Raw genomic sequence first — 24,775 nt, forward strand, 5'->3', positions numbered from 1 at the left:
AGAAGATGGGCGTTTTGAAAATTGACACAGATGAATACAAAAGAAGCGATGCGCCGCAAAATAACGGATTCCCGCATCGCTCCTGCATTCGGCCCGCCTACATCAATTTCGTAAGCTGAGTGCCATACTGAAGTTTTCCTGTGCTATGCAGACAGGCTTCCCAATTGGCTAACGGTTCCGGCAAGCTAGGGTCGCTGTGGTGAGCAAGGGTGAAAAATTCTCTCGCTTTACTGCGATTTCCCTTTTTCGCCTCAATGCAGCCAAGCGCATTGTAAATAATGGAACGCAGCCGCTTGTTTGGCGCACTCCTAAGGACTGCTTCAAAATGGATTGCGGCCTCCTCGCTTTCATCCAGATGAAGATGGCACATCGCCAAATAGGTGCGGCCGATCAAGCTGTTAGGATATTCCGTGAGTACGGCCTGAAACTGATCCAGGGACTGGGGAAACATCAGCAATTTGTAATATCCCTGGCCTTTGACAAAAGCGTCGGCGCTCATTTCCGGATAATCCTGCTCATATCTATCCTCGAGACTAATGCCGGATTGGCGCAGCGTTCCCATCTTCTCCTCGAAAATAAGCCACTCTTCAATCATGCTATCGCTCATTTGCCGCAGAAGATGCCACTTTCGGGCAAGTTCATGCTTATGAGTCCCTTGGGCGATCGGGTATTGCCGGGCAATTTCATCCAACATTTCATTCATTTCCGCAAACACATGTTGAAACATCATCCGCAACCCACCCTTTAACGAAAATGAAATCAGTGCGAGGCCTTATGTTCATTTTTTGTTCCCGGGGGGCTTTTCATTCCCGAAGGCATTAATTGCATAACACGGGCTGCGAGCATTAACGAATCGTAGCGTGGACTTCCTCTTTGGCAGTCTCTACGGGACGATTGTGCTCATCGACGAACACGACGGTCGGTTTATGGCTTCTCAGCTCCTCCGCGGACATTTGTGCATAGGAAATGATAATCACATTGTCTCCGGGTTGAACCAGCCGGGCTGCCGCCCCGTTCAGGCAGATCACTCCGCTCCCGCGCGGCCCTGGAATGACATAGGTTTCAAGACGCGCGCCGTTATTATTGTTCACGATTTGCACCTTCTCATTCTCGAGAAGATCCGCCGTCTCCATCAGATCCTCATCGATCGTAATGCTTCCAATATAATTCAAATTCGCCTCGGTTACTGTAGCCCGGTGAATTTTCGATTTCATCATCGTTCTATACATGGCTATTTATCTCCCTCCATCGTCAAAATAACGTTGTCGATCAACCGGGTGGCCCCAAATTTGACCGCGGCGGCAATCAGCAGCTTCCCATCTTCATCCTTGACGCGCATCGAGTTTGGTACGGACTCCAGGGAAGGAAATCGGCGGATGTCCGCATAGTCGATCACAGCGGCCGGCTCTGCTTCGATACTCCGAACCAGCTCTAAGACAATATCCTCTGCCGTAGCCGATTCCTTCTCTCTGGCCATCTGTTCCGCCAGCCGCAAAGAACGGGAGATGACCAGCGCCGCCTGACGCTGCTCCGGCGACAAATATACGTTGCGGGAGCTAAGAGCCAGCCCGTCGTCTTCTCGTACGATCGGACAAGGAACGATTTCGACATCCATATTGAGATCCTGAACCATTTGCGTAATAACCGCAACCTGCTGTGCATCCTTCTGTCCGAAATAAGCCCGGTCAGGAGCAACGATATTCAGCAGCTTGCTGACTACGGTAGTCACCCCGTCGAAATGGCCAGGACGCGCTGCCCCGCATAGGTGATCCGTCAGCTCAGCCACGTGAACCGTCGTCTTCGTCGGCTGTGGGTACATCTCATCGACGGACGGCAGGAATACAATATCTACGCCTTCGCGTTTGGCGAGCGCCATATCCTTGTCACGGTCCCGCGGATAACGGTCAAAGTCCTCATTAGGTCCGAACTGGAGCGGATTTACAAAAATGCTCAATACGACAAGATCATTGTCCATCCGAGCGCTCCGCAGCAGGCTGGCATGTCCTTCGTGCAAATATCCCATCGTTGGAACGAAGCCGACCTGAAGCTCCCTTCCTTCTTTAGCGGCGGCAAAGCGCTCAGCCCGCAAATGCTCCCTGACATCTCTGATCTCCGTTAACACAATCATGACTAACCTTCCACCTTCCCTTTTCCATACAAACCATCGACTACTTTCTCGTCGGCGGCAAAAACATGCTGCTCTCCAGGGAAAGCGCGCGTCTTCACATCGTTCACATATTCTGAGATGCCTTGTCGGATCTGCTCACCGATATCGGCATAGGTTTTCACAAACTTCTTCTCCCGGTAATCCGGGGCATATTTCAACACATCATGGAAAACGAGCACCTGCCCATCGCATCCTCGCCCCGCTCCGATGCCGATCGTTGGAATTGCAAGCTCCTTGGAAATCGCTTCAGCAACCTGCTCGGTTACCAGCTCCAGAACAATGGCAAACGCTCCAGCCTGCTCCAGTGCCTTGGCGTCAGCCATGAGGCGCTCGGCATCCGCTTGGTCTTTCCCTTGAATGCGATATCCTCCGATCTGATTGACGGATTGCGGAGTCAAACCGATATGGCCCAACACGGGCACGCCAGCCTGTACGACCGCTTGAACCGTATGAGCGATTTCTGCGCCCCCCTCCAGCTTCACAGCATGTGCATGGCCCTCCTGCATGATCCTTCTGACCTGGCGCATAGTCTCATCGATGCTGCCATGATAGGTCATGAATGGCAAGTCTGTTACGATAAAGGTGCGCTGGGCACCCCGGGCTACGGCACGGCTGTGGTAGACCATATCCTCGATCGTTACCGGTATCGTCGTGTCGTAGCCAAGCACGACATTGCCGAGCGAATCTCCGACCAGAATGAGGTCTACGCCCGCTTCCTCCGCCAGCCTGGCAGAAGGATAATCGTATGCGGTAATCATGGTGAGCGGGGTTTGCTCCTGCTTCATTTTTTTCATTTTCACGATGTTTAAGGCATGTTTGACTGTCATTTCCTTCATCTCCTTTGGTTTTCAAGCCTCGCGGATGGTTCATCATCCTTCAGTCCGGCGCCAACGACAAATAAACCTTCTATCGCCATCGTCGCAGCGCTAAAAAGGTCCGAATCCAAAGAAGAGTCACTCTCTCATTCGTCCCTTCTGTCTCGGTCCTTTCCGGCTCAGAGCAGAATCCGACGCAACCGAACAAAACCACGGTCATGACGGTTTTTCACTTCCTTCAAATAACAACAATGTCCACAAGAGTGCAGCTCGAATCATCGATACCGCCTCATGTGGACAGTATAACAAAGTTTCTTAAGGATTACACCCGTCAAAATGCACTTCCCCGGAGAAAATTGTGGTGAGGCTGTTATCCTCTTGCATAATGAGGAGTCCTCCCCTCTCATCCAAGCCGATCGCTCTTCCGCTTACTTCTCCCTGTGCAGTTTTGACAGTAATTTGCTGACCGGTCGTCACGGATAAAGCCTCCCATAAGTGACCGATCGGGGCGAACCCCTCTTCCATGTATAGCCCATAGAGCTTTTCCATTTCTGTCATCACTGCGCCGATCAATACAGCCCGGTCCACCTTCCGGCCGCTTTCGATTTGCAGAGAGGTCGCAATGGATGCCAGCTCCGGCGGCAGGTCATCGGGTTCTAGATTGGCATCGATGCCGATTCCCGCAATGCAATAGCGAATCATTTCATCCTCACCTACGGACTCCAACAAAATTCCGCAAATTTTGCGTCCGCGGACCAGCAAATCGTTCGGCCATTTAATGCCGACGCCGATTCCCGTTACTGCCCGAATGGCGCGGCATACTGCCACCGCAGTGAGCAATGTAAGCTGGGGTGCAGCGGATAAGGGTAGCTGCGGACGAAGCAGCAGGCTCATCCAAATTCCCTTGCCAGCAGGAGAATGCCACTTGCGGCCCTGACGTCCTCTGCCGATCGTCTGCTCCTCGGCAATGACAAGCGTACCTTCACTCGCTCCGTGTTCTGCCAGCAGGCGAACCTCTTCCTGCGTAGATGTGGTTACGTCCATTAGCTTTAAGGTCTGGCCGAAAGAGACCGTGCTCAATGCCTGGAGCAAGGTACTGTATTCGAGTTTCTCCGGTTTGCTTACCAAACGGTATCCTTTACGGGAGACAGCCTCAAATTCATAGCCTTCCTCACGAAGCTTGTTGATTTGTTTCCATACCGCCGTCCGGCTTATCGACAATTTCCGGCTGATTTCTTCACCGGATATATACTCGCCTGGCCTGGACTGCAGCATATCAAGCAAGCGGCTATCACTCATTTTGTTTCACCACAGCTTTCACATAATCGAGCAAGAGCTCCTTCTCGTTTGGCACATCGCCGACGGCTACGAGCTGCAGCAGCCGCTTCATTAGATCCCCCAGCCATGGGCCGCCTCTCTGGCCTAAAGCCGCAAGTACGTCCCCGCCGCGAATCGCCAGCTCCTTTAGCTCGTGAACAGGCACGCCGCGGTGCCAGCGCAATTCCTCCTCATTCAGACGAAGCAGCGCCTCTTTCCCCGCGCTTCCCTGGCAAGACAACCATTGACGCTCACGCTCCAGCCACAGTAGGCTGATCATGTGTCCGTAGTGCAGCTGAAGCTCGACCCAGCCCCGGCGAAGCCGGTCCGACCCGGCCGCACCGTGTCTCGCTTTTATTTCACCCCATGCCTCGTCAAATCTTATGATGTCTGACGTAGTCTCAGCGACCTGGTTCGAGAATGTCCATGCTTTCATCTTGGCCTTCGCCTCATACCTGGATATTCCTAATCCTTGAAGGAGCATAGACCATCTTAGCTCCTGGGGATCGGCCGGCATATGGCTCAGCGCCTGAAGCTGCCCCTCCTGCCGGGGGCTTCGCCCGTCACCTTCTTTAAATGGCAGCTTGGCATAATGCAGCAGCCGGCTGCGGCGAAGCAGCTCCAGTCCCCGGAGAGGATCCGGTCCCAGCATCAGACGCTCCAGTTCGGCCCGTACGCGCTCCATCGCCACGTAGGTTAGTTTATCCCTGCCTTGAATAAGCGCCCGCCAGAGGCTCTTTACGGGGCGGAAACCGAACACCGACGCAAAGCGAACAGCTCGCATCATACGGAGCGCATCCTCGTCAAACCGCTCCGCAGCCTGTCCAACGCAGCGGATGACTCCTTCCCGAATATCCGACCAACCCTGAAAAGGATCCGTCAGTTCGCCATCCAAACTGCGAGCAATCGCATTCATCGTAAAGTCGCGGCGCTGTAAATCCTGGGTAATCTCGTCCACAAATTCGACGGCTGCAGGGTGGCGATGATCTTCATAATGGGATTCTGTGCGAAACGTCGTGACCTCAAACGGATAGTCTCCCATCAGCACTGTAACAGTGCCATGCTGCAAACCGGTCGGAATTGTACGTTCGAATAATTCCATAACGAGCTCAGGCTTCGCTGAAGTCGCGATATCCATATCATGCACCGGGCGGCCCATCAATTCATCCCGAACGCAGCCTCCGACGAAGTAGGCGCTGTAGCCGGATTCGATCAATGTTCTAAGCACCCGTTCCCCCTGATGCAGCATCAGGGGGTCTACCTGCTTCCATACTTGCATAACTATAACCTCCAGAGGCCAACCCTCTTTACATTCAAACAGTCAGGCAGCGCATCGTGGCATTCCATGCCTGCCCAAATGAATTATTTCACCCGCAAAGCGGCTTCGGTACAGGCATTTTACGTCCCAGCACTTTATAATAAATGCTCTCATACTGCGCTGTAATGAGATCGCTGCTGAATTCGTTTTTTGCACGCGCCAAACATGCCTCACGGAATTTATGCGCAAGCTGCTCGTCTTTAAGCAGCGAGAGCGTGTCGTCCGCCATCTGGCGCGTATCGCCGATGGGGGACAGGAAGCCCGTCTCTCTGTGAGCGACCAGTTCGGGAATCCCCCCCGCCATCGAACCAACGGTTGGAATGCCGCAGGCCATCGCTTCCAGGGCAACAAGACCGAAGCTTTCCTTTTCGGACGGCAGAAGCAGTACATCCGCCATTGAGATAACGTGAGCGATATCATCCTGCTTACCGAGGAAATGAACGCGATCCGCCAATCCCAGTTCTTTTACTTTCCATTGGATTTTGGGAAGATCCGGACCTTCGCCGACGAACAGCAGCTTGGAAGGAACCTCTGCATTGACCATATTGAATACATCCACAACATCGCTTACCCGCTTGACAGGGCGAAAGTTGGAAATATGCATGAGCACCTTCTCGCCGGGACCGGCGAATTCACTGCGGCAGGATTTCGCGTCACGCGGGTAATACACCCGCTCATCCACGAAATTATACGTGAGCTCAATATCTCTCGAAATGTCAAGAACCTCACGCGTCTCTCTCATAAGATCGCGGGACACCGATGTAACTGCGTCGCTCTCATTGATCGCCAGCCGGATCAAGTCCTTCAGCGATTCATCCTGCGCAAGTACTGTAATGTCCGTTCCGTGCAGCGTGGTGACGATTTTCAGTTTATCGCCAACCATTTGTTTGGCCAAGAAAGCGCAGACCGCATGCGGAACCGCATAATGCACGTGTAAAATATCCAACTCCTGCTGCTTGGCTACCTGCGCCATCTTCGTGGCCAGCGATAAATCGTAAGGCGGATATCGGAAAACATAATAATCGCTGACCTCTACTTCATGATAAAAAATATTCTTGTGGTAGCTGCCCAAGCGAAAAGGAACGCTATGCGATATGAAATGAACCTCATGTCCTTTCTCTGCCAGCAGCTTGCCTAACTCAGTGGCAACAACCCCGGAACCGCCAAGCGTCGGATAACAGGTTATGCCGATTTTTAGAAATGGGTCCATAAAGTGAGGGACCTCCTTCGTAGTCTTGTGCCTTACTTTGAATTTATATGCTGCTGGATCCGAATCGTTCTATCAAAAAGGGCGACTTGACCGCAAATCCTTCCGCATAAGGAATAAGCTTGCGCTGGCCAAGCAAAGCATCCCTTGCTTTCACCCGATCCACATACCCCTGATTCAGAGGCGTCGGAGCGATATCCTCTCCGGGAGCGGCCTGTCCAAATTGAGAACGATAGCATTCCAGCGCTTGCTCCTTGACTGGGTAATACTCGGTAATATCTACGAGCAAGTCCGGCGTTCTCCAATCATTAATGAAGTAAAAATATAAATCAGGAAGCGGGATCGCAGGAATTTCCGGCATATAGCGCCGCAGCTTGGCGTTGAAGACGGCTTCCTCCACAAGCTTGCTCGCTGCCACATGATCAGGATGGCGATCATCCCAGTACGGAGCGAAGACGATATCCGGCGCATGCGACCTGATCACCGCAGCAACAGCGGCTATATTGTCAGACGTGGGATCCAGTCCCCGATCTGGCAATCCCAAATTTCCCCGATGTGCCAGGCCGAGTACCCGGGAAGCTGCGGCCGCTTCCTCTTTGCGTAATTGAACACTGCCATTTGAGGACAACTCGGCTTCCGTCAAATCGATGATGCCCACTTTAAATCCGGCAGCAACCTGTTTCGCGATCGTGCCGGACATGCCGATCTCCGCATCGTCAGCATGAGCGCCAATGACGAGAATATCCAGCTTTATGCTCATTACGCTAACCCCGGCTTGTTCTGCTCTACCAGCTCACGCCAGGCGAAATCTCCCCGGTCGAGAGCCCGGATCAGGATTTCCGCAGTTGCCATATTCGTTGCCACGGGGATGCCGTGCACATCGCAAAGGCGAAGCAATGCTGTGATGTCCGGCTCATGCGGCTGAGCCATCAGCGGATCACGCAGAAAAATGACGAGATCCATTTCATTTTGTGCGATCAGCGCGCCGATTTGCTGATCGCCGCCGAGCGGCCCAGACAGGAAACGGTGTATGTTCAGGTTTGTGCTCTCCATGATCCGCGCCCCTGTCGTTCCCGTCGAATATAATTTCTTATCCATGAACACATGTTCATAGGCTATGGCGAGGTTAACGATATCTTCTTTCTTTCGATCGTGAGCAATAAATGCGATGTTCATCATATGCGTTTTCTCCTTTTTGAGCAGCATCTCTAAATATCAGTCCACTATCAGTCTACAAAATGCTCAAAGCCGTAAATCAAGCCTTCATATTCGAGCACTTTGCTGATCGCAAGGTTGACCCCCGGCATATATCCGGCGCGCTCGTAGGAATCGTGGCGAATCTTCAATGTCTGGCCAAATCCGCCGAAAATAACTTCCTGCTGGGCGAAAACCCCAGGCAGACGGACGCTATGGATACGGAAGCCATTATAGTAGCCTCCTCTTGATCCTTCGATCGTCTCTTCCTCATTCGGATTGCCTTGGCGCAGCTCCTCACGGTTCATGGCGATTAATTCCGCGGTTTTCACTGCAGTTCCAGAGGGAGCGTCTAATTTCTGATCCCCATGATATTCGATAATTTCAAGATGAGGGAAATATTTAGCCGCCTGGGCCGCAAATTTCATCATCAGGATAGCTCCGATGGAGAAGTTGGGAGCAATCAGCCCGCCGATTCCCCGCTCCTGACACTGCTTGTCCAAATCCTCGATTTGCTCCGGTGTGAAGCCCGTTGTTCCGATTACCGGACGAACTCCATGCTTAATCGCCGTCACCGTGTTGGAATACGCCGACTGCGGCGTAGTGAAATCGACCAGCACCTGAGGTTTGCCTTCCACCAGCGCCAGCTCCAAATCCTTGCTGAGCGTTACGCCGCAAGCGGGAAGACCGACTAACGTACCTGCGTCCAGGCCTTCATCCGATAAATTCACCGCTGCCACCAGGCGCAAGTTCGGATCCTCAAGAACCATCTTTACTACTTCTTTACCCATTCTGCCACCAGCTCCGGCAACAGCTACTCTAATTTGTTCAGTCATTCGAAATTACCTCACATTTCCTAGGATGATGATTGATTAATCTTGGATGCGAACCGTTGTTCCAATTGTTGAAGCTGCTTTGTGATAGCCTCGTCCTGCGGAAGCTGCAGCGCCTCCCGGACGGCTCGTAAAGCAAGCGTGTACTGCTGCAATTCACCATAGGCTATCGACAGCCATAGCTGAGCGATGACCGATAACGGGTCCAATTGGACCGCCCGTTCCAGCAGGGCAACCGCGGATTTCGCCAACCCGCGAACAGGATCCTGGGACTTCTCCACCAGTTTCTTCGCCATGAGCGTCAATTCCTTGGATTGCAGCCGGTCATAATGCGATTTATATTCCTTATGGGCAGGTTCTAGCGTGGCAGCTAAACGGGCATGATGAATCGCCTTCTCCAGTTGACCGCTGCGCGCGCAAGTAATTGACAAGCGATAATGAATGTCTGCATTGTCCTGTCCCTCAGCCAGCGCCTGCTCGAACCAGTGAATCGCTCCCTCAAAATCATTATCAAAGATGCTGCGATAAGCCTTCTGCAAATTTTGTTCAACCTGCATATGCTGTCCCCCCACAGTATGGGCTGAAATTACTACAGCATATGATGTAATGAATTAATCGGTGTCCTTTTTGGTCCAACGCTCAGCATCGCGGGTATTAAATTTATGCATAACCTTATCATGCGCTTCCGTCAGGTCGATGCCGAGCGAATTCGCAAAGCAAATCGTAATGAACAATATATCGCCTAGCTCCAGTTCGATGGAATTGTCGGCTTCATCCGGCTTTTTCGGCTTCTCGCCAAAGCGGTGGTTCACTTCCCGGGCCAGCTCGCCGACCTCTTCGCTCATCCGGGCAAGCATGCTAAGCGGACTGAAGTAGCCTTCTTTGAACTGCGATATGTATGCATCCACTTCCCGCTGCATTTCCGACAGTGTTTTCTCTTGCAATGCCTATGCCTCCCCGTCTTTACTCGGTTTTATCCCTATGTTATCGTAAAGACGTTTTGAAAACAAATCATTTTTTAATCGCTGCGCAAAAGGTATACTATATGAGTTGAGCATCGATCTTTAGAGAAAAATCAGCGGAGTTGAACAACGATCAATACTTCTAACGCAAATCGGTGAAAATAAGAAGATAACGCAATTTATTTTACTGCAGGCGAGGGATTTTAATGAGAACTCTTAAACTGGCAAGCTATCTGCGTACTATACTTCCCATCATGCTGGGGACGGCGATTTATGCGTTCGGGCTGCTCTATTTCATTATACCGAACCAATTAATGGAAGGCGGGGTAACCGGTGTGACGATCCTGCTCAACTACGCGTTCGGCATTTCCCCTTCCATCTCCAACCTGGTGCTAAATATCCCTTTATTTCTATTAGGGTGGAAAATATTAGGCGGGCGCTCGATCATATATACAGGACTCGGCATCGCATCCTTGTCTTTCTTCCTCTGGATGTTCGAAAATATGATTCGTACCGGCTGGATCAATCCCTTTACGACCGAGCATGATTACATTCTGGCCTCCCTTTATGCCGGGGTTACGCTTGGAGCAGGTTTGGGCCTCGTTTTCCGCTTTGGGGGCACGACGGGAGGCTCGGACATCATCGCCAGAATTCTCGGCCGCAAATACGGCTGGAGCATGGGACAAGTGATTTTAAGCCTGGACGTGATCATTATCGGCTTGTCTCTGTTCTATATCAGGGAGGAAAATATTCTATATACGCTGGTTGCCGTCTTTATCGCCTCCAAAGTCATTGACTTCATCCAAGAGGGCGCCTACTCCGCCCGGGCCTTCACCATCATCAGCGACTTCGCTCCGGAAATCGCCGACATCATTACGAAGGAGCTCGAACGAGGCGTGACGCTCATCCCTGCTGTCGGCGCCTATTCCAAGCAAGCCAAGCATGTTGCTTACTGCGTCGTTTCAAGGCAGGAAATGCGGCGGCTGCGGGGGATCGTCAGGTCCATTGACCCTAGAGCATTTATCATCATCAGCGACGTTCATGACGTACACGGGGAAGGCTTTAAAGAGGATTAGCCCCGCTTCGTAAGGAAGCAGGGCTAACCGGAACAGTCGCTTGATTTGCTATTCTCCCGTCTTTAGAACGGTACCGCCATTTTATTTAGGCCTTTGCACCGGAGATACGTCTTGTTCGGCCTGGTATTTGCGCATCGCCGTATAAGTCAGCGCAAGCATGATCCAGCCGCCGATCAGGGCGCTCCAGTACCAGGGACTCCTAATCCCGATGATCGGCAAAAAAACGGGCTCATGGCCTTTGCGCCCAAACAGCTCCTGCAGCAGCGGCCCCCCTTGATCGATCGCTCCTCTCAGCGCCGCCTCATCCCAAGAAGTGTCACCTCCGAGCCGCTCAATATAGGACAGCCATGAATCGAACTTGTTCACGTCTGCTGCGTCTCGTTGAATGAGCGCAGCCGGCCTGATCATTTCATAGTTCGCCTGCAAGGATTGGAACGCTTCCTTGAATCCGGTCCGGTCACCACCCGAGCGAGCCTTTCCCATGTCCTGCAGACTGCTGGACATCACTTTATAATATTGCTGCCATAGGGCATCCCGTTTATGCGTCAGGCTATTTACGGCCAGTCTTAAGCGTGCCGACGTCTCAACCCACGCTTCAGGCGACAGCTTCACCCGGTTGATCGTTTCCCTAGTATCCATAATGCATTCCGCAAGAGCATGGATGCCATCTACAGAAGTCACCCCCCGAAACGACAACCCCTCCAGGGTCCGGATTAATTGATCCATTTCCTGGTGCGCCGCCGAAGTATCTCCTTGCTGCATGACATTGTATAGGCGCTCTGTCACGGTTTCAAAGCTCTTCAGCCTCTCGTCCCGTTCCATTGAAGATGATACTTCTGAATCGCTATGCATGGCCGCAGCCATGCCCGGATGCTGCACCATCCAACATACAGTCAGCAGTGCATACAACAGCACGAGCAGTCCCCGTCTCTTCTTGTCCCGCGTCACGGACATCCCCCCCTTACCAATCATGGTATGGCAAGCTGTCCTGCCTTAGAACCGCTTATATTCTTTTGGCTGCTCTCATGGCTATCCAACCGGCTGCTATGCTGGCTCCCGTCAGCGCTACGGTAAAGACAGCCACATACCCAACATCGTCCCAGAGCGCCTGCGGCAGCCAAGGATAGACGCCAAACGAATAATCTATGAAATCATTTAGGAATGTCCAAACCCCCGCTGCAAGCAGCATAACCGTGCCGTATTTGAAGAAGCGGACGAAGAGCAGCGCTTCAACAGCCATGGCTAAATGGGAAGCCACCAGCATCCAATCCTGCCATACGAGCACCTCGCCCTGATATGCACCTGCAAAAATAATGCTTACCGCCCATACGCCGTACTTTACACTCGTCACCACCGCTAACGCTTCAATTAATGTGCGAATCCGATTATACTTCGACAATGTGGTCGGAAACATTAGAAACAGCAGCGCCAGCGTAAAAAACAAACTAGCCGTAGGGCTATCCGGCACGAAAGGAATCAGCCAGCGCGGATAATTGGCCCAAGTCTCACGAAGCTGCGCCTCATACCATATGTACCCATAAACCGTGCCTAACAGATTACTTATGAACAAAGCCCATAGAATGAACCGGCTCGTCAGAAACTCCCGGCTCCAAAACGATGACAGCCTCAACTTTCATGCTCCTTCCATGCAGCAGGCTTGCACAGCCGCAATTGTCCTTGGAAACCAAAAACCTGATCGACGCTGCGATCAGGTTTTGATTTATTTCTATTTTACTGTTCGGCTTTTTGTTTCGCAAGCCATTCGGCCAAGTGATCGATCTCCTCATCGGACAGACCTGCCTTGGTCGCAACATCATACATTGGCGGCATCGTTTCATAGCCTTCATGGATGATCGTCAGAATCTCATCCTTGCTATGCTTGTCTCCGATTCCACGCAATGACGGAGCCGCAGTTCCCTTCAAATCAGCAGCATGGCAGTTGATGCAGGTAGCTTTCTTGTATGTCTCCATCGCCGGATCATCTTTATCCACGATGGCCACTTCTTTCTGCCGAATCGCGTTCGAGGTAGGCAATCCTTGTTCCCGTTTCTCCCTAGCCTCTTCCTCGCGTTGAATGTGCTCCGGCTTCGCGCCCGTCTTCTCCAGCTCATCCGTGTAATGTGTCCAGGCTACGTTCGTCAAATAAACGGTGGCTGCCAGCGACAGAAACATCAACGATGAAGCGATTGGACGGCGATAGAAGCGGCGCTCCTTCCCGCGATCAAGGAACGGAGCAAGCAGTAAACCGCCGAATGCCACGCCCGGAATACCGAGTGTTCCGAGCACGACCCAGTCTCCCGAAGCATAAGGATATTTCAAATACTGGTACAGAAATAGAAAATACCAGTCCGGCATCGGAATAACCGATGCGCTTGGGTTAGCCGGATAACCGAGCGGAGCGGGCTCCGAAATGGTCAATACGAGAAACCCTACAAGCACGACGACTCCGACCATCCATTCTTTTAACAAAAAGTTCGGAATAAACGCCTCCGATTTGCCCGGATATGCCGTATAATCGGGAGGAGTGATAAATCCGTTACCCTTGCGTACGCGCGAATCGCCGACAAATACGACTTTTTCTTTCGATTTGTCTACGTGAGCCATGTTAGTGCCTCCCTTCTCAATTTTATAGCGGACCGGAAATACCCTGTCTGCGGATCATAATAAAGTGTCCTACCAGAAGGATAAGCAGCACGGCCGGAAGGAAGAACACGTGAATAGCAAAGAACCGAGTAAGCGTCTCAGCCCCTACGATGGTGCCGCCCTGAAGCAGCTCTTTGATAACAGGCCCGAGAACCGGTACAGAGTTAGCGATTTCAAGCGTAACCTTCGTTGCAAAATACGCTTTGTTGTCCCATGGCAGCAAATAACCAGTCAGACCGAGTCCGATCATGACAAAGAAAATCAGCATGCCCACAACCCAGTTCATCTCCCGCGGCGCCTTATAGGAGCCCGTGAAGAATACCCGTAGCGTGTGAAGGAACATCATGACGATGACCAAGCTTGCTCCCCAGTGGTGCATACCGCGGACGATTTGGCCGAATGCGACCTGTGTCTGCAAATACTCCACACTGGCGTAAGCATTAATAATGTCCGGAACGTAATACATCGTAAGAAACATCCCCGACAGAATCTGGATTACAGTAATAAAGAACGTCAAGCCGCCGAAGCAATACACGAAAGCGGAGAAGTGATGCGCCGGGTTAACGTGCTCAGGAACCTCGTGGTCCGCAACATCTCTCCAAATCGGCGTGATATCAAGACGTTCATCAATCCAGTTGTACACATTTTTAAACATCCGAATCTACGCCTCCTTATTTCACGATACTATTCGGGATAATTTCACCCAAATAGACCCAATCATCCTTCAGCATGACCTTGTATTCGTCAAGCGGAGCGGACGCAACAGCGAGTTGCTTGCCCTCTTTCGTATAATGCGCGCCATGACAAGGACAATGGTACTGCTCAGGAAAACTCGCATTAGTGTTCCATCCGACCGTGCAGCCCAAATGCTTACAGATCGGTGAAAGCGCATAAATATTGCCGCTCTCATCCTTGCGGATCCAAGCGACGAGTGATGCTGTGCTCGAATACCAACCGTCCTGCTGCTGCAGCTCGAACGTGAATTCCTGCGGCTCAGTCGTGATCTTGCTGACTTCAACTACCTTAACAAAGGTGCCCTCGCCTTTCTTCTGCAGAATCGGGTCTACAGCAAAACGTACCATAGGCAGCGCTGCACCCCCTACCATAAAAGCGGTAGCGCCCCCCAGCGTATATGTAAGAAACTGCCGACGGGACATTTCCTTACGTGTAGGCGGTTTATGCGATGATTCATGCTCGTCGTTATGAATGCTCATACTGTCTTCAACCCCCTTTGCAAGCCAATTCTCTCTCCCGTTTCAATGATAAATCTCACATGTTTTGGTAAGACATATTAATAATATATTAGGGTTCTGAGAGCGTCAAGAATATCCGTCGTCTTTTTCAGCCCCTGGTGCTCAACGAACGCATAAAATGTTGATAATTTGTCACAATTGGTGTTTTTAGCCCTGCTGCCACATTTGCTGAATTTTTCTGCCTACCGCGGCGCTTGCTTCGGTACCCTGAACTTCCTTAAATTCGCTTGCGGCAACGATTAAATCTGCATGAGGAATATATTCGGCCGGAAGCTCGACATCGGCAGACGCGACGATGATATATTTAAAACCAGATAACTTGACATTATGACAAATTTCATTTACTTGCGACAATATATCGTCCCGTCCATATTGAAAAGAAGGATATGTTACGACTCTTCCCTTGAATGGAATCTCGATCCAATCCATGACGTCTCTTAACCTCTCAAGCGCAGCGGTCACTTCATATGGCTGCTCGCTCCCGGTAAGCCCGGTGACCGGAATGAGGCAAGTATCCAGATACGGCTGCAGCTCTTCCCATAACGTCGCCTCGATTTCACTGAATTTCATATGTATCCCCTTCCTGTTTTCCTTTAAACATTATATACAGAGGATATCGTCAATTAAAAGCTTGAAAAAAAAGAATGCCGTTAACGGCATTCCTTCAAATCCTCTAGCGCTTTAAGTTCTTCTGTCAAAGCTCGAAAGGCTTCTTCGTCACCCTTGGCCAAAGCGGAATCTATTTCACTGTAAATTTGCTCGGAACGGTGTTTGCGTAGAGCTTCATCCCATACCATCTCCGCGGCCAGGCCAAGCATCACTTCGTAAGTTACCTTCATTTGATCCATAGGATGCACCTCCAACTAGATCCTGTATTCTTTTCCTTTCGCAACATAGCTGTCGGTCGTCAGTTTCATTCGCTGCAAATCGGCTTCCGTAAGTTCGCGGACAACCCTTGCGGGTGAGCCCAAAGCAAGCGTATAAGCGGGGATGACTGTATTTTCCGTGACTAAAGAACCTGCTCCTATTAAAGCATATTCACCGATAGCTGCTCCGTTTAAGATGATAGCCCCCATGCCGATTAAAGTGCCCTTGCCTATATGACAACCGTGAATGATCGCGGCGTGACCAACAGAGACATCGTTTTCGACGATTAAGGGCTGCCCGGTATTGACGTGGCCTACAACCCCATCCTGAAGATTAGTTCTCTCCCCAATTCGGATTCCAGCCAAATCTCCACGAAGCACCGCGTTGAACCAAACGCTGCTGTCTTTACCGACGGTTACGTCACCGATCAGTTTAGCGCCTTCTGCAATGAATACTGATGCATCCACCACAGGCTGTTTTCCCCGATAATTCAGTAACAAGATAACCACTCCTCCGTTTTGAATTGGGAGTGATTGTATCAGCATGGTTTGTCATTGTCAATGTACGCGGCAGGCTACCTCTATCCGATGCAATTAGCGCTTTATCAGCTGATGAACGCAGTGTTTCCCGAAAGGTGTCGTCTGCACAAATCTTTCACGCGTTTCTCCTTCGCCGATTCGCAGCATACCCAGATGCAGCATCATGTGCAAAATGCGTTCTTCGAAAATGGACTCCGGAGTATCGTAATAAAACGGCTTGATCAAAAGCTTCATTTGCGCGAACAGCGAAACTGCTGTTACCCATTCACTGGAGCAGCGCTCTATCCAGTAGATCAGAGAGAGCAAGTTAGGGATAGGCCCTTTATAAAGTCTTAACCAAAAGCTAACAAACTGTATCATCGGTTCTTGCTTGTTTTCCGCAAGGAACGCACTGCCGTTAGCCGTCAGGACCAATAATCCGCCTTCCTCCCTTATCCATTTCATGTGATAGGCATAGTCGTAGAGCAGCGCCAGGCGGTTCGGATAATCCTTGAACCTTCGCCCATAGCCAAACCTCCAGCCCTTGCCGACCAGGGGCTCGGCCACGTGAAGTTTATCCAGAAGCTGCATCTGATTTCTTCTGTACATGACGCCTTCGGCATTCAGCGGTATTTCGTGGTGATAAACGTAATCCAGCAGCTCTCTTAAATCCTTCGGAAGCAAATCATACTCCTCCCTGTAGACGGTCGGTTCCGCACCCGCTGGTGTGACGGCCGATTTAAACCGCGACTCCAGAGATGCTCTGAAACGCCGCTTCAGGTCCTCGGGAACTTCGAACAAGTACTTTGTGCTTGCGGTTGAACCGTTAAACAGCCATCCACGCTGCCTGAATCTAGTGATGACATCCCTGGGGCTCTCGCGCTCTTTGGCATCCTGCGTGAAACGCGATTGCTGAGCACAGGCGATCAATTCTTCCAAGCTGAACTGGCGTCTTCCGTCAAATAGCAGCCTATTCAGAAATCGCAAATCTTCCAAACTCAATTGATCAAGATGCTGCTCGATAAACTCCCTGCGCCCGACCGTCTGTAAAATCGACTGAATCAGATCGTTCTTAGAGTTTCCGTTGCAATCACATTGGTAATGATCCGCTATTCTGCTAAGCTGTCCGATATCGGCAAAAGTGAGCATATCCGCCAAGTCCATATTTTACCGCCTCGCTGTTTTACTACCATTATGGGAAAATTTGCAGCTTTTATTCCGTATTCACAAAAAAAATAACCCGCGGCTATGCGGGTTATTTCGAATCCTTCAAATTTTCTGTAAGATGCTTCGTACAATTATAAAGCAGCATGTACCAATCTTGATCCTTCTTCTCCAGAATCGTGAGCGACAAGTTGCCAATCCGTTCTGTGTACTTATTATCATATAACGCAGTATATAACTGGGCCAACAATGCCCCATGTGAAATGACAAGGATGCGCTTATCCGGATAACGCTCGCCTAGCTCTTCCATAAATTCGAGGGCTCGACGCCGGATGTCATCCTCCTTCTCCTGGCCCAAGTCCAGCATGTACCAATCTTTACCCCAAAGGGTCTCCCTCTCCTCCGAGGTCAAGCCCTCGATTTGGCCGAATGCCCGCTCCATTAATCTGGAATCGGGGTCGTATACCGGGATTTGCAAAATTTCGGCAATGATTGCGCCTGTCTCTTGAGCGCGCGATAATCCACTCGTAATAATAAAGTCCCATGGGAGTTCACCGCTCTCGCGTTGAAGCCTCTCGGCAAGCATCAGAGCTTGTCTGCGCCCCTCGTCGTTGAGCGGGATATCGCTTTGGCCTTGGATTTTCCCCGCTGCATTCCAATCTGTTAGTCCATGACGAATTAATCCGACAATCATGCTGAACCTCCGCGTAATTTGCTTCGATATTTTATTCATTTGAACAGTACTATAATATATTATTGCCTTTAAAAACAAGCGCTTCTTCCCGCAAATAGGTGAAGAAGCGCTTGAACTGTTATTGAATTATCTCCTTGCCCGGCGTATGCCGCTGTAGGATATGAGCGCCAGCAGCATACCTGCCATCGACAGAACCATCCAATATTGCGGATAGGCAGGTCCCATTTGCATGACAAAGGGCTCTACAATCCCTCGCGAAACGTTCGACAAGTCAAATATCGGGAGCTCCGCCGAGGAGGCCATATCCTCAGTGATAACAACGGGCTTAAGCACACCTGTAGCCGGTTTGATCGAATCATTGCTCTGGCCGTATCCACCGATCAGGAATACGAGGAAGCTGCACAAGAATACTGCCAGGAAACAGGCGGACCAAATGGATACGCGCCGTCTAATCCGATTGGTAACTTTGCTATGCTCGCCGCCAGGTGCGAGCCAAGGTGATTCCGCATAGATGCGATCCATGACTTTGCGGTTCACCCGCTCCGCCTCATCTGCTGACAACTCCACTGGCAGTTCATGAATCATTTCTATACTATCCTGCCATAAGGAGTATTCAGCCGCACAGTATTCGCAGCCCAAAATATGCCATTCCAGCATTTTACGCTGGGGATCATGATCCGGCAAGTCGGAAATTAATCCGAACAGCTCTTGGGCCTCTCTACAATTCATCTGCTTTTCATCCCTTCATACGGCTCGTAAATCTGTTCATAAAAGTAGGGTTCAAGCTGACTTTTCACGCTGCTGCGTGCACGGAATAACAGAGATTTCACTGCGCTTACGCTTTGACCCAGCACACCTGCGATCTCTTGATAATCCAGTTGGTCGTACTCGCGAAGGATAAGCGCCGACCTCTGCTTCTCCGGAAGGTTATTAATCGCTTCACGCACCAATTCAACCTTCTCGCTGCGCAATATCGCTTGCTCCGGTGCAAGTTCGTTAGGCGCCACCGGTACAATACCGCTCTCTTCCAGCGGGACGCTGCCTGCGCGCTGCTTGCGCAGCTCACTTAGCACCGTATTTCTGGCGATCGTATACAGCCAGGTTGAGAATGATGCATCCACTTCGCGGAAGGAGTTCAGACTCCGAAATGCTTTATAGAACGTTTCCGAGCATAAATCTTCTGCGAGCAGCTCCATATGAGCGCTCTTCAACATGTGATAGATAAAGGCCAATATCTTACGCTGGTATCTCCGCATCAATTCCGAATACAGCTCCGTATTGCCTTCCTTAATTTCACGAATCATTTGGGAATCCGTCATTTGAGTGCGATCCTCCTCGCCCATCCATGTGCTTCTTCCCGTTCGACTCTCTCTTCATTATTACCGAACAGGATTCAAAAAGTTGCGGTCTTCAAGCCATATTTTTTTATAAACCAAATTATTGCTGAATTAGCAGGTGTTCGTACAATCCTTGAATATTATACCATAGATTCTTAATAAGAAAAATAATGCTATGTAACCGCCAACTACATTCTAAACGAAATCAGCAGGAAAAAGGTTGCTTAAATTTGACAATTATTTAAAACGCAAAAAAAAAGGCCACTTCGTAAAGTGGCCACTGCTCAATTTAGAGCAACAGTTATTGGATAGGAGTGGAGAGAAACCATACTGTAGTTCTATTATATTGTATACGTTTTCATTCTGTCAACACTATTTTTTAATCGCTTTCATTTACATTTGGCAAAAGGTGCAATGCACCTATGCCGCCTACACATACACCTTGTAATTTAAAGACTGCAAATGCTGCTTTGCCCGTTCCATTTCCGACTCTTGGCGGAAGGATAAGCGCATGACCCCAGGGACGTCCTCCCGGCTCTCGATAATCTGCATGTTGCTCAGGTTAATATGCTGGTCGCCGAGCTGCGTCGCGATTTGACCGATAATTCCCGGGTGATCCGGCACATCGATATAAATATCGTACAGTGAAGTAATTGCGCCTTTACGCCGCTCTGGAAGCTCGCTGCGGAATTGGTTAGCGGTGGCGAACGCGGTCTCGATGCCCTCCCCGTCCCGCGATTCCAGTAAATGAATAAACCCATCGATTTCGCGGTTCCAGTCCTTAAGCAAAGTTAGGAGAATATCCCGGTTACTCAGTAAAATATCACGCCAAATAACCGGATCGCTTGAAGCGATTCGCGTAATATCGCGAAATCCGCCAGCGGCAAGCAATCGGTACAAGCCGTCAGCGTCCGTGTTGTTATAGGTGCGAATTTGATTGACGAGCGCTACCGCAATAATATGCGGCAGATGGCTGATAGCCCCGACAATTTCATCATGCAGCACCGGGTCTACCCGGACAATTTGCGCTTTGGTATAGGACAACAGTTCCTCCAGCTTCCGGTAGGAATCCTCCGGAACATCCTCTGAAGGAGTCAACACATAATACGCATTCTCGAATAACAGCGAGGAGGCAGCCTCAACGCCGGAACGCTCCGACCCGGCCATCGGATGGCCGCCAATGAAATGTACGCCCGGACGGCTTAGCATCGCCGCGCAGGCGGCTACCGAAGCTTTTGTGCTGCCGACATCCGTAATGATACATCCCTGCTTAAGCGGCAGCTCGCTGAGTTTCCGCAGATACGGCTCCAAACTGCCGACGGGTACACACAAAAAAATGAAGTCGGCGTCGCACGCCGCTTCTTCCATAGATAAAGTCACGGCGTCAACGACGCCGCGATCCATAATTCTTTGTTGGGATTCGGGACGATGGCTGTGCCCAATGACGGTTAAGCCGGGCTTGCCTCTCAGGCAAAGCGCCAGCGAACCGCCAATCAATCCTACTCCGAATATTGCTACTTTAATTGGCATGAATTCTCACTCGATTTCTACGATTTGGATTTAAGACGCGCTCCTACAGGAACTATACCTGTACCTGGTCTTTCTCTAGGACCTGCTCCAGAGCGGCGATAAACTTCACGTTCTGCTCTTTGGTTCCTACGGTCACGCGAATGTAGTCCGGATACTTGCCGAAGCCGGAACGAATAATAATGCCCAGCTTCATCAATTCCTGAAACACTTCCCCTCCCGGCCGTTTGACCTGAACCAGCATGAAATTGCCATGGGCCGGAAAATAGGCCAATCCAAGCCGCTCAAACTCCGCGCTCAAATAACGGACCCCTTCAGCATTTTTTTCCCGGCATTCCTTCACAAAATCAAGATCTGCAATAGAGGCCTTGGCAGCTGCTTGACCAAAGCGGGACGTATTGAACGGCTCGCGAACGCGGTTGATCAGCTGAATCACCTCCGGCTGTCCAACGCCGTAGCCGATCCGCAAAGATGCGAGGCCGTAGATTTTGGAGAAAGTCCGCAGGACGATCACATTAGAATATTTGCCAAGCAGGCTGATTCCGTCCGTGTAGGAAGCATCGGTCACATATTCGGCATACGCCTCGTCAAGCACGACAAGAACATGGGCGGGCACCCGGTCAAGGAACGATCTGAGGGCATCGTCCGTGACGATGGTGCCCGTCGGGTTATTCGGGTTGCAAATCCAGACAATCTTGGTCTTCTCCCCCACCTTAGCGAGCATGCCTTCAAGGTCATGCGTGCCGTCCTGCAGCGGAACTTCGATAATCGTCGCCCCTTCGATGCGTGAATTCGTGTCGTACACGGAGAAGGTCTGATCAGCCATGACCGTTTCGTCCCCTGGCAGCAGGAATGCACGGCAGATCAAGGCGATGACTTCATCGGAACCGCAGCCGAAAATGATCTGCTCCCTGCTGACCCCAAGATGCTGTGCAAGCACCTCGGTCAATTCCGCAGAGCTGCCGTCAGGGTACTGGGTAATATTAGCCAGTTCTGCTTCAATCGCCGCGCGAACGCGTGGAGAGCAGCCATATGGATTTTCATTGGAGGCCAGTTTAATAACTTCCTCCAGGCCTAGTTCCTTCTTCACTTCCTCAGCAGGCTTGCCTGGCTGGTACACAGGAAGATTAACTATTCGGGATTTGGGCAGCATCAGAAGTTCCTCCTTCAATAAAAACTAATAAAAACTATGATTTTAATTGTGCCACAAAGTCGCGGATTTGCAATAAGCCTTGTGATTTTGTTTCTGGATCTTGCAACAGAGGAATGGATTCCTCAATTTTACGTACGATCGCGCTGCCGATGACCACCCCATCGCAAATTTCCGAGAAGCGGCGCACCTGCTCGCTGCTTGATATGCCAAAGCCGATCGCCACAGGCAATTCCGTCTGTTCCTTGACGGAACTGATAAACTGCTCGACTCCTTCGAAGAAGGACGATCTTTCCCCCGTCACACCTACCGATGATACACAGTAAATAAAGCCGCGGGCCGAAGACATAATGCGTGCGATGCGGTCGTTGGAAGTTGGCGCAACAAGCGGCACTAGCCGTATATTAGCCGCATCCGCAAGAGCGAGCACCTCTGCCGATTCTTCAAAAGGCAAGTCAGGGATGATCAATCCGCTGATTTCCGCCTCCTGCAGCTTGGAGAAAAAACGATCCAATCCGATCTGCAGGGCCGGATTGTAGTAAGTAAACAATACGAATGGCATCGTCACGCCGCGTTCCTTAGCCTTCCTTGCCGTATCGAGACATGTGTCAATCGTGATGTGATGTACAAGAGCCCGCTCGGAAGCGCGTTGAATGACCGGTCCGTCGGCAAGGGGATCCGAATAAGGAACGCCAAGCTCTACAATGTCAGCTCCTGCTTCCTGCAGGGCGACAAGGATGTCCACAGTCGCAGCCGGATCCGGGTCGCCAACCGTGATAAAAGGCATCAGCGCCGTTTTTCCCTCGGCCTTAAGCCGCTCAAAAGTAAGATCTAGTGCATTGGTTGCCGCTGCTGCATTCATGATTGCTTCGCTCCTTCCGTGTAAGCCATAATCGACTCAACGTCTTTATCTCCACGCCCCGATAGACAGATGACGATAATCTCATCCTTACTCATCGATGGCGCCAGCTTCACAACCTGGGCTACAGCATGGGCAGATTCCAGCGCGGGAATAATGCCTTCAGTCCGGCTGAGAAGCCCGAGCGCATCGAGCGCCTCAGCATCGGTAATCGGTACATACTTCGCTCGCTGGATATCCTTCAAATAAGAATGCTCCGGGCCCACGCCGGGGTAATCAAGGCCTGCCGAGATAGAATGCGCAGGCAGCACCTGTCCATGTTCATCCTGCAAGAGGTAGCTCATGGAGCCTTGGAATACCCCTCTCGTCCCCTTCGTCATCGTTGCGGCGTGATACTCGGTGTCCACTCCTCGGCCAGCCGCCTCCACGCCAATCAATTGAACGGACGTATCCTCCACGAACGGGTAGAACATGCCGATCGCATTGCTGCCGCCGCCTACTGCTGCGACAAGCATATCCGGAAGCCGCCCTTCGGCTTCAAGGATTTGCCGGCGCGTCTCATCGCCGATAACCCGCTGAAAATTCCGTACCATCATCGGATAAGGATGCGGACCCGTAGCCGATCCGAGAATGTAGAACGTGTCCTGAACGTTAGCTACCCAGTAGCGCAGCGCTTCGTTGCAGGCATCCTTCAACGTCCGCGTACCGGACAGCACGGGCACCACCTCGGCTCCGAGCAGCTTCATGCGGAATACGTTAAGCTGCTGGCGCTTCGTATCCTCCTCACCCATGAACACCTTGCATTCCAGCCCAAGCAAAGCAGCCACCGTCGCTGTCGCTACGCCATGCTGCCCCGCCCCAGTCTCGGCGATTACCTTATTCTTACCCATCCGTTTAGCCAGCAAGGCTTGCCCGATGGCGTTATTAATTTTATGGGCTCCGGTATGGTTCAAGTCTTCACGCTTCAAATATATTTTGGCTCCGCCCAAATGCTCTGTCAGACGCTGGGCATAATAAAGCGGAGTTTCCCTGCCTGAATACTGCTTCAGCAAATAGCGGATATCCTCGAGAAATTCGGGGTCATCCTCGTATTTCCGATAAGATTCCTCCAGTTCGATGAGCGCGTTCATTAAAGTCTCCGGCACATATCGGCCGCCAAAGGGACCAAAGCGCCCCTGTTCGTCAGGTACTTGCGTCATTTCCCTTTCACCCTCTCCACGAATGCTATAATTTTATTTATATCTTTTACTCCGTCTGTCTCAACGCCGCTGGAAACGTCAACCCCGTCAGGGTTTAGGCAGCCGATTAGCTCCTCCACATTGCCGGGATGAAGGCCGCCCGCAGCAAGGAACTCTATTTCATGCCGGTTGGCCCAAGTCTTATATGGCTCCGCGCGCTCCCAAGCGAAGGTCTTGCCTGACCCACCGCCATAGAGCGGGTCATACGTATCCAGCAGCAAGCCGTCAATGACGCCTTCATAGCCAGCCAAAGGCTGCTCATGATGAATCGAGCCGTCATCTTTCACCGAAAGCGCCTTAAATATTTTCACCCCGAACGCCTGCTTCACTTCCCTGCAAAATTCTGGCGTCTCCGAACCGTGAAGCTGAATAATATCGAGAGGAGCCTCCGCTAATATTCGCGAAAGCTCCGGTAAAGTCGGATTAACGAACACGCCGACGCTGGCCGGCGCCGTCCCCGTGATCCATTCCTGAAGTATGGGAATTAACTCGGCAGCCTGAGCCCCGCTGACCTGGCGCTTGCTCTTGGCGAATACAAAACCAATATAATCTATAGGTAAGTGTACCATAGATTTTAGCACTTCAACGGATTGAAGTCCACAAATTTTTACCGCAGTGCTGCTCATCATGCATAGG

30 protein-coding genes are annotated in these 24,775 nt (G+C 51.1%); 1 reads left to right on the forward strand and 29 read right to left on the reverse strand.

Features of this window, described 5'->3' with window-relative positions; translation table 11 throughout:
- Positions 1-97: 97 nt before the first annotated feature.
- The 12 genes from GNP95_RS06590 to GNP95_RS06645 form a co-directional block, all read right to left on the reverse strand.
- A complete protein-coding gene (locus GNP95_RS06590) occupies positions 98-730 on the reverse strand; it encodes a tetratricopeptide repeat protein (RefSeq protein WP_196427101.1) in 633 nt (210 codons plus the stop codon).
- 115 nt (positions 731-845) lie between these two features.
- Entirely contained in the window at positions 846-1,229 is a 384-nt protein-coding gene (gene panD / locus GNP95_RS06595) for an aspartate 1-decarboxylase (RefSeq protein WP_155610095.1), read from the reverse strand.
- 2 nt (positions 1,230-1,231) lie between these two features.
- Positions 1,232-2,128 (reverse strand): pantoate--beta-alanine ligase, encoded by an 897-nt coding sequence (gene panC / locus GNP95_RS06600; RefSeq protein WP_155610096.1) that lies wholly within the window; start codon positions 2,126-2,128, stop codon positions 1,232-1,234.
- A gap of 2 nt (positions 2,129-2,130) precedes the next feature.
- Entirely contained in the window at positions 2,131-2,994 is an 864-nt protein-coding gene (gene panB / locus GNP95_RS06605; RefSeq protein WP_155610097.1) for a 3-methyl-2-oxobutanoate hydroxymethyltransferase, read from the reverse strand.
- 303 nt (positions 2,995-3,297) lie between these two features.
- A complete protein-coding gene (locus tag GNP95_RS06610; RefSeq protein ID WP_155610098.1) occupies positions 3,298-4,281 on the reverse strand; it encodes a biotin--[acetyl-CoA-carboxylase] ligase in 984 nt (327 codons plus the stop codon).
- Positions 4,274-5,578 carry a CCA tRNA nucleotidyltransferase gene (locus tag GNP95_RS06615; RefSeq protein WP_155610099.1) on the reverse strand — a complete coding sequence of 435 codons (1,305 nt, stop codon included), beginning with the start codon at positions 5,576-5,578 and terminating at the stop codon, positions 4,274-4,276. The genes GNP95_RS06610 and GNP95_RS06615 overlap by 8 nt, the downstream gene beginning before the upstream one ends.
- An 88-nt stretch (positions 5,579-5,666) precedes the next feature.
- Positions 5,667-6,827 carry an N-acetyl-alpha-D-glucosaminyl L-malate synthase BshA gene (bshA, locus tag GNP95_RS06620; RefSeq protein WP_155610100.1) on the reverse strand — a complete coding sequence of 387 codons (1,161 nt, stop codon included), beginning with the start codon at positions 6,825-6,827 and terminating at the stop codon, positions 5,667-5,669.
- A gap of 43 nt (positions 6,828-6,870) precedes the next feature.
- Entirely contained in the window at positions 6,871-7,578 is a 708-nt protein-coding gene (gene bshB1 / locus GNP95_RS06625; RefSeq protein ID WP_330163346.1) for a bacillithiol biosynthesis deacetylase BshB1, read from the reverse strand.
- Positions 7,579-7,583: 5 nt separating this feature from the next.
- On the reverse strand, positions 7,584-8,003 hold the full coding sequence (locus GNP95_RS06630) for a methylglyoxal synthase (RefSeq protein ID WP_196427102.1): 420 nt from the start codon (positions 8,001-8,003) through the stop codon (positions 7,584-7,586).
- 47 nt (positions 8,004-8,050) lie between these two features.
- Positions 8,051-8,854, reverse strand: a complete 804-nt coding sequence (gene dapB / locus GNP95_RS06635; protein ID WP_155610102.1) for a 4-hydroxy-tetrahydrodipicolinate reductase — start codon at positions 8,852-8,854, stop codon at positions 8,051-8,053.
- A gap of 20 nt (positions 8,855-8,874) precedes the next feature.
- On the reverse strand, positions 8,875-9,408 hold the full coding sequence (locus GNP95_RS06640; RefSeq protein WP_155610103.1) for a tetratricopeptide repeat protein: 534 nt from the start codon (positions 9,406-9,408) through the stop codon (positions 8,875-8,877).
- Between the two features lie 54 nt (positions 9,409-9,462).
- Positions 9,463-9,771: a nucleotide pyrophosphohydrolase gene (locus GNP95_RS06645; protein ID WP_155610798.1), complete on the reverse strand. Its 309-nt coding sequence runs from the start codon at positions 9,769-9,771 to the stop codon at positions 9,463-9,465.
- 248 nt (positions 9,772-10,019) lie between these two features.
- Between GNP95_RS06645 and GNP95_RS06650 the strand changes: the two genes are divergently transcribed.
- Positions 10,020-10,889 (forward strand): YitT family protein, encoded by an 870-nt coding sequence (locus tag GNP95_RS06650; RefSeq protein WP_155610104.1) that lies wholly within the window; start codon positions 10,020-10,022, stop codon positions 10,887-10,889.
- Between the two features lie 81 nt (positions 10,890-10,970).
- Here GNP95_RS06650 and GNP95_RS06655 read toward each other — a convergent pair whose 3' ends face one another.
- From GNP95_RS06655 to GNP95_RS06735, 17 genes are all read right to left on the reverse strand, one after another.
- Positions 10,971-11,837: a sporulation protein YpjB gene (locus tag GNP95_RS06655; RefSeq protein WP_330163293.1), complete on the reverse strand. Its 867-nt coding sequence runs from the start codon at positions 11,835-11,837 to the stop codon at positions 10,971-10,973.
- 55 nt (positions 11,838-11,892) lie between these two features.
- The gene (locus GNP95_RS06660) at positions 11,893-12,519 is read right to left on the reverse strand and encodes a DUF1405 domain-containing protein (protein ID WP_155610105.1); all 627 of its coding nucleotides are present in this window, start codon (positions 12,517-12,519) and stop codon (positions 11,893-11,895) included.
- Positions 12,520-12,620: 101 nt separating this feature from the next.
- Positions 12,621-13,493: a menaquinol-cytochrome c reductase cytochrome b/c subunit gene (locus GNP95_RS06665; RefSeq protein ID WP_155610106.1), complete on the reverse strand. Its 873-nt coding sequence runs from the start codon at positions 13,491-13,493 to the stop codon at positions 12,621-12,623.
- 22 nt (positions 13,494-13,515) lie between these two features.
- The gene (gene qcrB / locus GNP95_RS06670) at positions 13,516-14,187 is read right to left on the reverse strand and encodes a menaquinol-cytochrome c reductase cytochrome b subunit (RefSeq protein WP_016311825.1); all 672 of its coding nucleotides are present in this window, start codon (positions 14,185-14,187) and stop codon (positions 13,516-13,518) included.
- Between the two features lie 16 nt (positions 14,188-14,203).
- Positions 14,204-14,746 (reverse strand): Rieske 2Fe-2S domain-containing protein, encoded by a 543-nt coding sequence (locus tag GNP95_RS06675; RefSeq protein WP_155610107.1) that lies wholly within the window; start codon positions 14,744-14,746, stop codon positions 14,204-14,206.
- A 186-nt stretch (positions 14,747-14,932) separates the two neighbouring features.
- Positions 14,933-15,355, reverse strand: coding sequence for a DUF2487 family protein (locus tag GNP95_RS06680; protein ID WP_155610108.1), 423 nt, complete (start codon positions 15,353-15,355; stop codon positions 14,933-14,935).
- Between the two features lie 80 nt (positions 15,356-15,435).
- Entirely contained in the window at positions 15,436-15,633 is a 198-nt protein-coding gene (locus tag GNP95_RS06685) for an IDEAL domain-containing protein (RefSeq protein WP_155610109.1), read from the reverse strand.
- A 15-nt stretch (positions 15,634-15,648) separates the two neighbouring features.
- Positions 15,649-16,152 carry a gamma carbonic anhydrase family protein gene (locus GNP95_RS06690; RefSeq protein ID WP_155610110.1) on the reverse strand — a complete coding sequence of 168 codons (504 nt, stop codon included), beginning with the start codon at positions 16,150-16,152 and terminating at the stop codon, positions 15,649-15,651.
- A gap of 93 nt (positions 16,153-16,245) precedes the next feature.
- Complete coding sequence (locus GNP95_RS06695) at positions 16,246-17,334, reverse strand: hypothetical protein (protein ID WP_155610111.1); 1,089 nt, start codon at positions 17,332-17,334, stop codon at positions 16,246-16,248.
- Positions 17,335-17,425: 91 nt separating this feature from the next.
- The gene (locus GNP95_RS06700; protein ID WP_155610800.1) at positions 17,426-18,028 is read right to left on the reverse strand and encodes a histidine phosphatase family protein; all 603 of its coding nucleotides are present in this window, start codon (positions 18,026-18,028) and stop codon (positions 17,426-17,428) included.
- A gap of 126 nt (positions 18,029-18,154) precedes the next feature.
- Positions 18,155-18,757, reverse strand: a complete 603-nt coding sequence (locus tag GNP95_RS06705) for an anti-sigma factor (RefSeq protein ID WP_155610112.1) — start codon at positions 18,755-18,757, stop codon at positions 18,155-18,157.
- Positions 18,754-19,347 (reverse strand): RNA polymerase sigma factor, encoded by a 594-nt coding sequence (locus GNP95_RS06710; protein WP_155610113.1) that lies wholly within the window; start codon positions 19,345-19,347, stop codon positions 18,754-18,756. Before GNP95_RS06710 ends, GNP95_RS06705 begins: the two co-directional genes overlap by 4 nt.
- 447 nt (positions 19,348-19,794) lie before the next feature.
- Positions 19,795-20,895, reverse strand: coding sequence for a prephenate dehydrogenase (locus tag GNP95_RS06715; protein WP_155610114.1), 1,101 nt, complete (start codon positions 20,893-20,895; stop codon positions 19,795-19,797).
- Positions 20,896-20,947: 52 nt separating this feature from the next.
- Positions 20,948-22,045 (reverse strand): histidinol-phosphate transaminase, encoded by a 1,098-nt coding sequence (hisC, locus tag GNP95_RS06720; RefSeq protein ID WP_155610115.1) that lies wholly within the window; start codon positions 22,043-22,045, stop codon positions 20,948-20,950.
- A 34-nt stretch (positions 22,046-22,079) separates the two neighbouring features.
- The gene (gene trpA, locus GNP95_RS06725; RefSeq protein WP_155610116.1) at positions 22,080-22,904 is read right to left on the reverse strand and encodes a tryptophan synthase subunit alpha; all 825 of its coding nucleotides are present in this window, start codon (positions 22,902-22,904) and stop codon (positions 22,080-22,082) included.
- The gene (gene trpB, locus GNP95_RS06730; RefSeq protein WP_155610117.1) at positions 22,901-24,100 is read right to left on the reverse strand and encodes a tryptophan synthase subunit beta; all 1,200 of its coding nucleotides are present in this window, start codon (positions 24,098-24,100) and stop codon (positions 22,901-22,903) included. The genes trpA and trpB overlap by 4 nt, the downstream gene beginning before the upstream one ends.
- Positions 24,097-24,765 (reverse strand): phosphoribosylanthranilate isomerase, encoded by a 669-nt coding sequence (locus tag GNP95_RS06735; protein WP_155610801.1) that lies wholly within the window; start codon positions 24,763-24,765, stop codon positions 24,097-24,099. The genes trpB and GNP95_RS06735 overlap by 4 nt, the downstream gene beginning before the upstream one ends.
- Between the last annotated feature and the right edge of the window lie 10 nt (positions 24,766-24,775).

The organism is Paenibacillus woosongensis, from assembly GCF_009725165.1.
Taxonomy (GTDB): Bacteria; Bacillota; Bacilli; order Paenibacillales; family Paenibacillaceae; genus Fontibacillus; species Fontibacillus woosongensis.